Source organism: Clostridium sp. DMHC 10, from assembly GCF_001270375.1.
Lineage (GTDB): Bacteria > Bacillota > Clostridia > Clostridiales > Clostridiaceae > Clostridium_S > Clostridium_S guangxiense.
The window spans coordinates 13055-27466 of the sequence record NZ_LGVB01000014.1 but is presented as its reverse complement, the minus strand read 5'-3'; the positions used below and the strand labels follow the sequence as shown (position 1 = coordinate 27466).

9 protein-coding genes and 3 pseudogenes are annotated in these 14412 nt (G+C 31.2%); 7 read left to right on the top strand and 5 right to left on the bottom strand.

Annotated features, from left to right (window positions below; all coding sequences use genetic code 11):
* The 6 genes from AGR56_RS01945 to AGR56_RS01925 all read left to right on the top strand — a co-directional run.
* Positions 1-1149 (top strand): HD domain-containing phosphohydrolase (locus AGR56_RS01945; protein ID WP_242851242.1); only part of this gene is annotated, 1149 nt, incomplete at its 5' end.
* An 891-nt stretch (positions 1150-2040) separates the two neighbouring features.
* Positions 2041-2463, top strand: coding sequence for a mannose/fructose/sorbose PTS transporter subunit IIA (locus tag AGR56_RS01940; RefSeq protein ID WP_053240928.1), 423 nt, complete (start codon positions 2041-2043; stop codon positions 2461-2463).
* 204 nt (positions 2464-2667) lie between these two features.
* Positions 2668-4071 (top strand): S8 family serine peptidase, encoded by a 1404-nt coding sequence (locus tag AGR56_RS01935; RefSeq protein ID WP_053240927.1) that lies wholly within the window; start codon positions 2668-2670, stop codon positions 4069-4071.
* A 70-nt stretch (positions 4072-4141) separates the two neighbouring features.
* Entirely contained in the window at positions 4142-4264 is a 123-nt protein-coding gene (locus AGR56_RS22525; protein ID WP_278279556.1) for a hypothetical protein, read from the top strand.
* Positions 4265-4303: 39 nt separating this feature from the next.
* On the top strand, positions 4304-4657 hold the full coding sequence (locus AGR56_RS01930; RefSeq protein WP_053240926.1) for a hypothetical protein: 354 nt from the start codon (positions 4304-4306) through the stop codon (positions 4655-4657).
* A gap of 22 nt (positions 4658-4679) precedes the next feature.
* The gene (locus tag AGR56_RS01925; protein ID WP_053240925.1) at positions 4680-4982 is read left to right on the top strand and encodes an MTH1187 family thiamine-binding protein; all 303 of its coding nucleotides are present in this window, start codon (positions 4680-4682) and stop codon (positions 4980-4982) included.
* A 701-nt stretch (positions 4983-5683) separates the two neighbouring features.
* Here AGR56_RS01925 and AGR56_RS01920 read toward each other — a convergent pair.
* Positions 5684-7914: pseudogene (locus tag AGR56_RS01920) on the bottom strand (ribonucleoside-diphosphate reductase subunit alpha).
* Positions 7915-8182: 268 nt separating this feature from the next.
* On the opposite strand from AGR56_RS01920, the gene AGR56_RS01915 reads away from it, so the two are divergent.
* Positions 8183-8689 (top strand): flavin reductase, encoded by a 507-nt coding sequence (locus tag AGR56_RS01915; RefSeq protein WP_053240924.1) that lies wholly within the window; start codon positions 8183-8185, stop codon positions 8687-8689.
* A gap of 158 nt (positions 8690-8847) precedes the next feature.
* Here AGR56_RS01915 and AGR56_RS01910 read toward each other — a convergent pair whose 3' ends face one another.
* From AGR56_RS01910 to AGR56_RS01895, 4 genes and pseudogenes are all read right to left on the bottom strand, one after another.
* On the bottom strand, positions 8848-10938 hold the full coding sequence (locus AGR56_RS01910) for an ABC transporter ATP-binding protein (protein WP_053240923.1): 2091 nt from the start codon (positions 10936-10938) through the stop codon (positions 8848-8850).
* Positions 10935-12688: pseudogene (locus AGR56_RS01905) on the bottom strand (ABC transporter ATP-binding protein). Before AGR56_RS01905 ends, AGR56_RS01910 begins: the two are co-directional and overlap by 4 nt.
* Positions 12685-13152, bottom strand: a complete 468-nt coding sequence (locus AGR56_RS01900) for a MarR family transcriptional regulator (protein WP_053240922.1) — start codon at positions 13150-13152, stop codon at positions 12685-12687. The pseudogene AGR56_RS01905 and the gene AGR56_RS01900 overlap by 4 nt, the downstream one beginning before the upstream one ends.
* A 241-nt stretch (positions 13153-13393) precedes the next feature.
* A pseudogene (locus tag AGR56_RS01895) lies at positions 13394-14252 on the bottom strand (DegV family protein).
* Between the last annotated feature and the right edge of the window lie 160 nt (positions 14253-14412).

Here is a 14412-nt window from a genome sequence, read left to right as displayed (position 1 = left end):
AAATTTAGCTTAAATCAGTTTTTAATGGCTATCTCACTTGCGCTTGATTTTGTTGAAATAGATATAAGAGGAAGAAGTACAAATCATGGTAAAAGAGTTGCATACGCATCTTTAAGAATAGCTGAAAAAATGGGGTTTAAAAATAAAGACTTATATGATATAGTTTCACTTGCTATTTTACATGATAATGGTATATGTGAGGCAAGCAGTAATAGCTTGAAAGGCGAAATAAATGAAGAAGAACATAGAATAGATCACTGCATAATAGGGGAAAATAATATCGTGAATTACCCATTTTTAAAGAAAAGGAAAAATATAATAAGGTATCACCATGAAGCATATGATGGAAGCGGATTTTATAGGCTTAAGGGATCTGAAATTCCGTTAATATCACAAATTATATTTTTTAATGACTATTTGGAAAATAAATTTGAACTTGATAAAATAGATGCTAATAACAGAAGAGAAATATGTAATTTTGTAAAAGAGATGGGTGGAAAAATATTTAATCCAGAAATATGCAGCATATTTTTAGAAATATTGAATAATGAAAGTTTTATACTAGATTTGAAAAATAATTTTATAGATATGGCATTAAATAGCAGAATGAATGAATTTTATTTAGATTTAAGTTTAGAGGAAATACTTAATATAACTGATGTTTTTTCAAGAATAATAGACTCAAAGTCAAAATTTACGAGAAGGCATTCTAAAGGAATTGCAGAAAAAGTTGCTACTATGGCTGATTATTATGAGTATGATAAAGAGCAGAAAATAAAGCTCATTATTGCTGCTAATTTACATGACTTAGGCAAGCTTGCTATTCCCAATAGTATACTTGACAGTCCTAAAAAGCTTACTGAAGATGAGTTTTATATGATAAAATCTCATACTTATTATACTAGAGCAGCTTTGTCACAAATCAATGGTTTCGAAGATATAACAGAATGGGCTTCAAACCATCATGAAAAATTAAATGGTTTTGGCTACCCTTATGGAAAAAATGGAGACGAGCTAGATTTTAATTCAAGATTAATGGGGTGCATAGATATCTATCAAGCGCTTACAGAAGAAAGACCATATAGGAAACCTTTAAAACATGATACAGTTATGAGTATAATGAACGATATGGTACAAGGGGATATATAGATAAAATTATAGTTAAAGATATTGATTTTGTTTTTTCAAAATAGACATGCATTGAGAATATTGTCTTAAAATCATTTTTAGTTGGTATATTTATTTTTTAAATGAGTTATGTTATAAATAAAATTTTCATGCTTTTTAAGCTTTAATTAAAACTATCGAAGTAAATCGTTATTCTTGACAAAGTAGGTGAATGGTGAGAAAATTTTATTAAGTTTAATATATTTTATCTCTGATTGTAGTAAATGTATTAACTCTAGGAAGTAGTAGTTTGAGGAAAAAAGTTGAAGAAGAAGCAGTGAAGCTATTGCCATAGTTTGTTCTACAGGGGAAGGAACAGCTTTGAGATTAAAAGAATTGGTTGAAAATATTATTCTAAATACTAAAAAAGTTCAAATAGAGGTTTTCATATAAGTGCGGCCAACATTGGAGATAGTATAAAATAATTGTTTCTGTTGGAGTATAAACTAAAATCAAGGGACGTTTTTATTTCAACTGAAGAATTAATTGATGGGCGTTTGAGAAGAAATACTCGTGAATATAATAGAAAGTAAAAGTTTTTTCTGTGGAAACAAAGCATGGATTAAAGTATAATGGACATCTAAAAAAGCTAAATATAAAAAGACCAATATAATTAAAGAGTTAAATGTAATATAAAAAAAGCTTTAAATACAGCATTAACAGATGAGGGAATATTTTATTTAGCAGAAGAGATTTGATAAAATTCAATAGCTTACTTTTTAAAAGCACAGGAAAATAATAAATGTTTAATATTATTTTTCTGTGTTATTTTATTAATGCAAATAGGGAAAAATTTTTCTATACACTTACTTGGCACAATAATTGTTGAAAATAATGGTAAATAGGCATCATTTATAAATTGGAGGTGCAAACATGGTAGCAATAATAGTTGGAACTCATGGAGATTTTTCACAGGAGATATTAAAATCTGCTGAAATGATATTTGGAAAGCAAGAAAATGTTTCAGCGGTTACTTTTAAACCAGGTGAGGGACCTGATGATCTTTTAAAAAAATACAAAAGGGAAATAGAAAAATTAGACTGCAAGGATGGAATACTTTTTATGGTAGATTTATTTGGAGGAAGTCCGTTTAATGCAGCAAGTAGAGTAGTTACTGAAAACAAAAACATGGATATAGTTACTGGTGTTAATTTGCCAATGCTGCTTGAAGTATATGGTGCTAGAGCTTTTTCTAATGTTAAAGATTTGGTAAACATAGGGAAAAAGGCAGGGAATGAAGGAATCAAATCCTTAAAAGAAGTTTTTTTACAAGAAAATGATGAGGAAACATTATAAAAAACTAAATGGAGGGATTACGAATGAACATTAAATATTCATGTACGAATGTAGATTTATAAATGTTATACTAAATGATTGTTAATGCGGCAGTCCCTTTTGTTTTTGTATTTATAATCAATATAAATACATGTATTTACATATAAGTGATAACAATGTATAATTAGAGTAAAATTAGTAATTTACTAAATAAAGGGGATCAAAATGAAAAAAATTAAAAAATGTCTGTGTTTCTTACTTGTTTTGACTATTTGTATGATAGCTAAACCTAACTATTTTGTTAATGCTGAGACTATATCAACTAATAATATTGATTTATCAATCACGTTCAGTAATCATAGTATTAACTATGATGTAGAAAAACTAGTCACCCAAAATGGTGGACAAGTTCTTTCTGAATTTCCCGAAATTGGTGCTCTAAAAATTAAATGTAGTGATGCGTTAGTACCAAAGATTTTAAATTGCGAAGGTGTAGATTCTATTTCTCCTTCACTAGAAATGAAATTACCATCTGAAAAGGTTGTAAACTATAATGAAGAAAAGAGTGTTTCAAGTGAAACTGCAGATTTATATGAAAAATATCAGTGGGATATAAAAAAAGTAACTAATAATGGAGAAAGCTATAAACTTGGAACTGGAAATCATAATGTAGTTGTGGGAATAGTAGATACAGGCGTAGATGAGAATCATCCTGATTTAAAGGCAAATATATTGGGTGGAGAAAATTTTGTGCCATCTGGATACAATGGTGATAATACTGAAACGGGAGATAAGAATGACATACAAGATAGAAATGGTCATGGTACTCATGTAGCTGGAACAATAGCAGGAAACGGAAGGATAAAAGGTGTTGCTCCTAATATTGGAATTAAATCTTACAGAGTTTTTGGAAAAGGAGATACTACTGATACATCAATTATAGTTGCTGCCATAATTAAAGCGACAGATGATGGAGTTAATGTTATTAGTTTAAGCTTAGGCGGTTATGGATTAAAAGGAAAATGCTTTTGGAAAAACCCTCAGACTGGGGAGGTAAAAAGAGTAGGAAATGACTTAGCAGATATGGAGATATATAAGCGTGCTATCCAATATGCTATAGATCATAATGTAGTTGTAGTTGCAGCAGCAGGGAATGAAGCTCTAAATTGTCATGATAAAAAAAGCGTTACAAACTATATAAATAGTACGACTACTGATAAGTCATTTACTTATGAAGGATTAGGATATGAATTGCCGGGAACTGTTAAAGGTGTTATAGGGGTTTCAGCTGTTGGACCAACTAATAAATTAGCTTCATATTCTAATTATGGAGAAAACTTTGTAGATGTAACAGCACCTGGTGGAGATCTTTTAAATGCTGATGGATCTGATTATTATGATTTATGTTTAAGTTCATACATTAATGGAGGATATGCTTTTGCTGCGGGCACTTCTATGGCAACTCCAAAGGTTTCAGCTATAGCAGCACTTACAATATGTAAATATGGCAATATTGGACCGAAGGAAATATCTAAAAAAATATATAAGAGTTGCGAAAAGTTAGATAATGACCCTTCTGGAGAATATTATGGGCATGGGTTAGTAAATGCTTATAATTTACTAAAATGATGAAGTAATAATAGTAGAAATACTGGATTTTAAGCGTGGAAAAAGCCAACCGAAAGGGGGGCTTTTTTGTGTGTGGCAATATAGGTTGTATTTAGCTTTAGTGATTGCAGCATTGTTTTACGGTCTTGATTATGACGCATTATATGAATATTTAAAGCATAATGTACTTGTTAATACTTCTATAATATGGTAACATTGGTATCGGATAAATATATAAATGAGGGATATATTAATGAAAAAAGATATGATTACAATCTTTTTATTATCATCTTTGCTAATTTTATTATCAGGGTGTAATACTACTGAAGCAAGTATAAGTAGGAGATGCAGTTCAAGGATTACAGAAAATTCAAGTGTAAGTTTTTCAGCACAAAAAGGTGATAAGATTAATATTAAATATGACTCCAAGGTTGAAAAGGGAGATTTAGAAATACAATTAATTGATATAAATAAAGATGTAATAAAGAACTTTGAGACAAATTCAAAAGGAAATAGAAAGATAAAAATAAATAAAACCGGAGAATACATTCTTAGAGTTAGCTTAGATAGATTTAAAGGAAATGTTAATGTGAAAGCCCAAAAATAAACTTAAGAAAGGAATGATTGATATGGCAATTGCAGAGGCTACAATAGTACCTGTTGGAACAAGTTCAACAAGTTTAAGTAGTTATGTTGCAGCTTGCGAAAAGGTGCTTCAGGATGAGACTAGAATAAAATATGAACTTACTCCAATGGGAACAATTTTTGAAGGAGAGCTTGATGTGATTTTAGAGGTTATAAGAAGAATGCATGAGGTTCCTTTTGAAAATGGAGCTAAAAGAGTAGAAACTTACATAAAAATTGATGATAGAAGAGATAAAAAGTCAACTATGAGTCAAAAACTAGACTCTGTTAGGGAGAAATTAAAGTAATTAATGAAAAAATAGTGCTTAATGTAAGAAAGGGAATTGGAAAGTTATTATTTGATTATATAGAATAATGGAATTAGATTTATAATTGAATTGTCTTAAAAAATAGGTGTTAAGTTAATAGCGCCTATTTTTGCTTTCGCATTATATTATTTATGTGCAGCATTTGGAATATTAAATAAAATTAATAAATCTAAGTGATAATTTTAGGAGAGTGCTTACTTAAGGTTCTAGAAGGATAATGGGTCTGAAGACCCAAACCCCTTATATGTAAAGAGAGCATAACATTTTGTTAAGAAGGATAATGGGTCTGAAGACCCAAACCCCTTATATATAAAGAGAGCATAACATTTTGTTAAGAAGGATAATAGGTCTGAAGACCCAAACCCCTTATATATAAAGAGAGCATAGCATTTTGTTAAGAAGGATAATGAGTCTGAAGACCCAAACCCCTTATATATAAAGAGTTGGGATGGTTTAAATAAAGCTTTATAAATCTTAGATGATAAATCGTAAAAGTCTTAGAGAATTTAATCTGTTTGAGCGTATGCGAGTTATTAAATTCTCTTAGATTTTTAGGATTTATCGTCTTAGATTTATTAGCTTTATCTAATATCCCAAATCAATATCACCTCGCTAAATTCCAATTTATCAGTATAAACTTAGTATTAGTCATCTCAATCTTTCAACTTATTTATCTATAATTATGCTGTGCAGCTGTCGCAATCCTCAACTGTAAGTGATTTAGATCTAACATAATAAATGCTCTTTATTCCAAGCTTGCATGCCTCAATGTATAAATTCATAAGCTGTCTCATTGTATAATCAGTTGTTATATACAGGTTAAAAGATTGAGATTGATCTATGTGCCTCTGTCTTATAGCATTTGCTTTAACACATAATTCTTGGTTTATATTATAAGCCGAGATATAAAACCAATAATTATCCTGACAAAGATTTGGTGCAGTCTTTGGCGTAATACTTCCTTTCTTCTCTTCCATCCAAAACCTCGACATAACCGGATCAATTCCTTCAGAAGTTCCTGCAATAGTTGCTGTAGAGCCATTAGGTGCGACTGCCATAAGATAACCATTTCTAATTCCATATCTTTTTATTTCATCGTATAAATCCTGCCATTTAGCAGCTTCATAGCCTCTTATCTTAAAGTAGTCACCATTATCCCAGTCAGACCCTTTAAAAAGTTCGTATGCCCCCTTTTCCTTTGCAATATTCATAGATGCCTTTATTGCATAGTAATTTATTTTTTCATAAACTTTATTTGTAAATTCAAAATGTGCATCACTAGTCCAAGGAATTCTATTGTTTGCGAGCATGTGATGATATCCGCTGGTACCTAGCCCTATACCTCTATACCTTTTATTTGTAATCTCTGCAAAAGGAACTGAATAATAATTTAAGTCAATGACATTATCCATAGCTCTTATTTGAGTTTCAACCACATACTCAAGTTCTTTATCGTCATTAACATCTACATTTCCAAGAACTATAGACGAAAGATTGCACACAACAAAATCTCCCGCTTTAGTCCTTTGAACTACAATTTTATCTCCATTCTCATCTGTTATTTCTTCCTGCAATATATCCATTGAACTCATGTTTTGCATTATTTCGGTACATAAATTTGACGAATATATCATTCCTTTATGCTTATTAGGATTCATTTTGTTTACAGTATCCCTATAAAAAGCAAATGGAGTTCCCGTCTCTGCTGCACTTTTTATTATAAGTCTAACTATATCCTTGACTGACATAACCCTTTTAGCAATTCTATCATCATCTACACATTCCAAATATCTTTTTTCCCATTCATCACCATAAAAGTCTTCGAGACAGTAACCCTTAACTGTACTTATTTCATGCGGACACATCATATACCAATTAGCATCAATATTTTCTTCTGCAAGCTTCCAGAAAAGATCTGGATAACATACTCCAGGGAAAACATCATGAGCTTTTTTTCTATCATCTCCATTATTTGTTCTAAGCTGAAGAAACTCTGGCAAATCCTTATGCCAGGCATCTAGCCAAACAGATACACTGCCATTTCTAACTCCAAGTTGATCCACTGCTACTGCTGTATCATTAAAAAGCTTAACCCATGGAATAACTCCTGCCGATGCTCCTTTAAAACCTCTTATAGAAGAACCCATCGCTCTTACCTTCCCAAAATACACACCCATTCCCCCACCAAATTTTGATACATTAGCAAAGTTATCTAGCGATTTATATATTCCCTTTAAGCTGTCATGTACTGTATCTATAAAGCAAGAGCTCAATTGATAAAACGGCTTTCTTGCATTTGACATAGTTGGCGTTGCCATAGTCGCTTTAAGCAACTCAAAACATCATAAAACCTTTTAGCAAAGTAAACCCTTTTTTCATTTTTTTCTGGAATAGCAAGATGCATTGCTATTCCCATAAACATCTGCTGCGGGAGTTCAATTATTTTTCTATTAAAATCCTGAATTAAATATCTACTTGAAAGCAGTTTTATCCCACTATAAGTAAATAAAAAATCTCTATCCTCTTTTATGTATTTTTCAAGTTCATCTACATCAGCCTTTGAATAGTTGTCTAATATATACTTTCCGTATAAACCTTTTTCCGTTAATTCTAAGATAAAATCATAGAAATTTTCATACAAGCTTCTTTCTTCTAATATGTTTCTATTTTCCCTTACTTCATCATATAACTTTATTATGTATAATCTTGAGGCACAATCAAGCCATTTAGGTTCAGTAGGCGTCGTAAGTTCCAAACAAACTTGAATAATTGAATTAATCATATCGTTACTGCTCATGTTTTCTCTCAAGATATGTTTAAGTGAATTTAAAAGTTTTTCTTTAGTATATATCTCTCTTTTAACATCTATTGCATTTAATGCTTCTTCACATAGCTTCACTAAATTTCTCATTTCAGTATTCCTCCACAACATCTAGTACATATATCATGCTTATGCATATCAAACCACAATATATTGATATATATATTATAGTATTGGCTTCAGCCTTTTGTAAAATAATCTTTGAAGGCAAAATCATCGATTAAAGTATACCATTATCGTATACTTTAATTTTTCTTAAGTTTATTCCAATAGTTTCATAGTTTTAAAACTATTGCTTGAAAATTTAATAACTTTGTTGTACTATAACCTATAATAAAACTTATAGGAGGCTATTTACATGTTTAAAGAAGTGGAAATTAAAGAATTACAATTTAATCCTTTTACAAAAATAGGAAATGAATGGATGCTTATAACAGCAGGTACTAAAGAAAAATTTAATACAATGACTGCTAGCTGGGGTGGTCTCGGAGTTTTTTGGGGAGTAAATACTGTCACAGTATATATCCGCCCTCAAAGATATACAAAGAAATTTGTTGATACAAATGATACTTTTACAATTGCATTTTTTGACGAAAAATATAAAAAAGCTCTTGGCTTATGTGGAAGCGTTTCTGGTAGAGATACTGACAAGGTAAAAGAAGCTGGACTTACTCCTTATTTCGTTGATGATACAGCAGCCTTTGAAGAAGCAAGCATGATAATGGTATGCAAAAAATTATATCATCACACTATGTCGCCAGAAGATTTTGATGCTAAAGAAAATGATGCTAAAATTTATAAAGACAAAGATTATCACACTATATACATTGCTGAAATTAAAAAGGTACTTGAGAAAATAAAATAGATTTAACAAAAATATGTTTTATTAATATTGAGAGCGAAAATCTATACTCACTTTTAATCAAAATATTTTCAATAAAAAAATAAAGACACACATAAATTTAAATTACTCCAATTTATATGTGCCTTTATTTTATTTAAAATCCATACAATATTCCTCTATTATGCTGTCTCTTCTACAGTTGAACCAGTAAATTGACTATTGTAAAGATCTTCATAAAAGCCTTTCTGCTCCATAAGTTCATGATGGTTTCCTTGCTCTATGATAGTTCCATGATTCATAACAAGTATTAAATCTGCATCTCTTATTGTAGATAATCTATGGGCTATTACAAAGCTTGTTCTGCCTTTCATTAAGTTATTCATAGCTTTCTGTATAGCAAGTTCAGTTCTTGTATCTACGCTACTTGTAGCCTCGTCAAGTATTAATATTTGAGGATCTGCAAGTATTGCACGTGCTATTGTTAAAAGCTGCTTTTGTCCTTGTGAAATATTTGAAGCTTCTTCATTGAGCACTGTATTATATCCTTCAGGAAGAGTTCTTATAAAGTGATCAGCATGAGCTGCTTTTGAAGCTGCTATAATTTCCTCTTCTGTAGCACCATCTCTTCCATATGCAATATTATCTCTTATTGTACCATTGAATAACCATGTATCTTGGAGTACCATACCAAACATTTTTCTAAGATCATTTCTTTTAAATTCTCTTGTATCAATTCCATCTACAGTAATTTTTCCAGAATTAATCTCATAAAAACGCATTAATAAGTTTACAATTGTAGTCTTTCCAGCACCTGTTGGTCCTACAATAGCTATGGTCTGACCTGGTTTTACATTTATATTAAGATTTTTCATAAGAAGCTCGTTTTCTTTGTATCCAAAATGAACATTTTCAAATTTAACTTCTCCTTTAGCTGCTTCAAGAACTTCTGAATCTTCTTTATCAGGTTCTTCTTCCTTTTCTTCTAGAAGTTCAAAAACACGCTCTGCTGCTGCCATTGTTGACTGAATTATATTAGCTATATTAGCTGTTTGGACTATAGGCATTGTAAAAAGTCTGTTATATTGGAAAAATGCTTGAACATCACCTATTGCAATAGATCCATGGGAAACAAGTATTCCTCCAGCTACACATACAGCAACATATCCTAAGTTATTTACAAAGTTCATAAGAGGAAAAATTATACCAGACATAAACTGCGCTTTCCATCCTGAAGCATACAATCTATCGTTAATTTTATTAAACTCCTCTATAGAATCTTTTTCCTTACCAAAGGCTTTAACTATTTTGTGCCCAGTAAACATTTCTTCTACGTGTCCATTAATCATTCCAAGTTCCTTCTGCTGAGCTGCAAAGAATTTTTGAGACTTTTTAGCAATAAACATAGTTATTAAAACAGAAACTGGTAATGTTACTACACATATAAGTGTTAACCATCCGCTTATTGTAAGCATCATGACTATAGCTCCAATAATTTGAACAATAGAAGATATGAGCTGTGTTAAACTTTGCTGAAGCGTAGTTGCGACAGTATCAAGGTCATTAGTTACACGGCTGAGTATCTCACCATTGGTTTTTGAATCGAAATACTTTAATGGTAATCTATTAAGCTTATCGTCAACATCTCTTCTCATTGTATAAACAGTCCTTTGAGCCACAGATGCCATTACAAACGACTGTATAAAATTAAATGCAGAACTTATTGCATACAACGCAATTAAAATGAGAATTATTCTTCCTATATATACAAAGTCTATCTTTCTTCCATACTTATTTACTATTTTAGTTATAGCTTGATTTATTTTTGCTTCTGCATTATTGATTGCCTTTTCTCCCGCAAGTAACTTCATCTTTCCTTGTACTACTTGAGGGCTTTTTGCCATTGCAGGATTCATCTTAATAGCAGAATTAAGCTTATTCTTTTGAGCTTCTATTTCTTTTGCCTGCTTGGCAATTTTATCTTTTTGTGTATCTAATTTTTGAGTTGCCATCTTACCAATAAGACCATCTGCGAGTTTTGTAGTTGCTTTACCCATAATTTTAGGACTAACAACACTAAACATAACACTCAAAATTGCAGTTGCTATAACTATTACAAATCTTACCTTGTAAGGTGCTAGATACTTCATAAGTTTTCTTAAAGTACCTTTAAAATCTTTAGCCTTTTCAGCTGGTCTTCCCATTGGTGGACCACCGCCAGGTCCTCTATGGTGGCTCATAGGGGCTGCTTTTTTATTTGATGCTTCACTCATGCTAATTCCTCCTCACTAAGCTGAGAGGATACTATTTCATGATATATCTCACAGCTATTAAGTAATTCTTTATGAGTTCCTATTCCAACTACTTTACCTTCATCAATTACTACTATTCTGTCTGCATTCATTACTGTACTTACTCTTTGAGCTACTATTATAACTGTTGAATTTGAAGTTTCTTTATTAAGTGCAGCTCTGAGCTTAGCATCTGTTTTAAAATCAAGAGCAGAAAAACTATCATCAAATATATATATTTCAGGTTTTCTAACTAAGGCTCTTGCAATAGAAAGACGCTGTTTTTGACCTCCAGATACATTGTTTCCGCCTTCTGATATCTCTGAATTAAATCCATCTTTCATTCCAGATATAAATTCACTTGCTTGAGCAACTTCAGCGGCATGTTTAATATCTTCCAAGCTGGCATTATCATTTCCAAACTTTATATTTGACTCAATTGTTCCACTAAAAAGTATTGCCTTTTGTGGTACAAATCCAATCTTAGCTCTCAAATCGTCTTGACTCATGTCCTTAATTTCCACATCATCAATAAGTATACTTCCTCTATCTATATCATAAAATCTTGGAATGAGGCTAATAAGAGTAGATTTACCAGAACCTGTTCCTCCTATTATAGCTGTTGTTTCACCTGGTTTTGCTTTAAAAGAAATATTTGATATAGCTGGTTCTTCTGCTCCAGGATAACTAAAGCTTACATCTCTAAATTCAACATATCCTTTTTCATTCTCATAAGGTTTTATAGGGTTTTTAGGGTCATTAATTTCTGGTTCCATATCAAGAACTTCATTAATTCTTACTGCTGAAGCTTGCGCACGTGGTATCAAAACGAACATAACTGCAACCATAAGAACGGACATCATGATTTGCATCGCATATTGGGTGAATGCCATCATGTCTCCAACCTTCATTTCTCCTAAATCTATTCTTTTCGCTCCAAACCATATAATGGAAATTACAGTTAAGTTCATAACAAGCATCATTAGCGGCATTATTCCAGCCATAATCTTATTAGCTTTAATCGCTGTATTCGTGTAGTCAGAGTTTGCCTCATCAAAACGCTTTTTTTCAACTTCCTGCCTATCAAAGGCACGAATAACTCTTATACCTGTTAGTCCTTCACGAAGTACAAGGTTTATCTTATCAACTTTCTTCTGCATAAGTTTAAATAGTGGAACAACTCTTCCTCCTATTAGCACTATAACTAACAGCAAAACTGGCACTGCAACAAGGAAAATGATACTAAGGCTCTATCTTTCCTTAGTGCAAGTATTACACCACCTATGCACATCATTGGAGCAGTAATAAGCATTCTAAGCATCATTATAACAACATTTTGAACTTGAGTTATATCATTAGTTGTTCTTGTTATAAGTGAAGCACTTCCTATTTTATCAAACTCATTTAAGGAATAACTTTCTACCCTCGTAAATAATTTTTTTCTTAAATTTCTTGTGAGTCCAAGAGTAGTCTTAGATGCAAATAAACTTCCTGCAATAGCACAAATTATACTTGCTCCTGATACCAAAAGCATTTTCCCACCTGTACTCCATATATATGGAATATCAGGAGTATTTACACCCTTAGAGTTAACTTTTAATATACCGCTATTTATAATGTCTGACATTAAAGTAGGTAGGTATAAATCAGCCATTGATTGAAAAAATGCTAAAATTAGTATTACTAGCACTGACAATGCAAATGGCTTTAAGTTTTTCAACAGTTTTATCAACTTTGTTCATCTCCTTCAAATGTTTTTTTATTCATATAATCAAATAATTTTGTTAACAAGTTTATAAACTCATTGCTCTCATCTTCTCCTAAATAATCAACAAGTCCATATACAAAATTGTGAAATCCTTTTTGGGCTTTCTCTATTAATCTATCTCCCTTTTCTGTAATTTGTATTCTAACAACTCTTCTATCCTTTAAATCCATTGTTCTTTTAACGAGTCCACAATTTTCAAGACTATTTATTTGCTGAGTTACTGTAGGTGCTGCAACCTTTAATTTTTTGCTTAACTGAGATACTTTTATTCCATTTTTTTCATCCTTAAAACCTTTTTTCATACAAAAGAGAACCATTATCTCTCCATGGGTGACACCATCTATTTCTTTCGGATGAAACTTAACTTTTCTAATTCGCGAAAATGCAAAAATAAGTCTATCTACAATTTCTTCCTTACCATTATCCATTTTTTCCTCCTTGTCAAAATATAGTTAGTCGTATAAATTAATAGGCTAATAATTTATTAGGTAACCTAATTATATTTAAAAGTTAGTTTATTGTCAATATTATTTTCTCTATTTTTGTTATAGTATAAAATATTCTGTGAAATAATTGATTTTGAATTCGTATTAATTAATGCAAGCAGTAAAACAGTAAAAAGGAGTGAAGAAAAATCATACTTCACTCTACTCTATACTCTCTGCTCTGTTATCTTAACGCTTTTTCCGTATAATAAGCAATTCCAATTGCCCCTGGCCCTACATGAAGTCCTATAACTGGTCCTATATCACAAATAAGTACCTTTATATTGAACTTTTCCATTATAACATTTGCAAGTTCCTTTGCTTCATCATAACAATTTATGTGGTGTACAACAACTTCTCCAAGACCGAAGTTTTTTATATCGTTAATCATCTTTCCAACCATTGTTGCTACAGCCTTTTTCTTAGTTCTTACCTTGGCATACACTGAAGTCACGCCATTTTCAACCGTAAGTATTGGAATTATTTTAAGTATATTTCCAATAAGGGCACTTGCACCTCCTATTCTTCCACCTTTTCTTAAATAAACTAAGTTTTCAGGTATAAATAAAAATCTACTCTTTTTTAAATTTTCTTCCGCTGCAAGCTTAACTTCTTTTAAGCTCTTGCCTTCCTTAGCAGCCTTTGCGGCTTGAATAGCAGCAAATCCAAGCTGCATACAATTATCACGCGAATCTACTATCTCAATCTTAGCATCTTTATACTCTTCTAGAATCATATTTTTGGCAACATGTGCAGTTGAGTAAGTTCCACTCATTTCAGAAGATATAAATATGCACAGAAGACTATCTCCATTACTTACAACTTCTTTCATTTCTCTAACCATATCATCAATAGAAGGTTGTGATGACTTTGGTATTCCTTTTTGTTCCATTTTTTTATAAAAAAACCTCATTACTTATTTCTATTTCTTTAAAACTTTCATCTTCAAAACTAACACACAGCGACAGAATTCTTATTCCATATTCTTTTCTTAATCCTTCATCCATACAGCTGGTGCTATCAGTTAAAACTTGAACAGCCATAATTACTACTCCTCCAAATTTAATTTATATTTTATTGTAGCATTTTTGCTTTAAAAAACTATTTAAAAAAAGTACATATTTATCCCTTAAGAACAAATATGTACTCCTCAGTACAAATTTTATAAAAATGCAACAAGCCCAAATTTTAAACCAGTAAAAA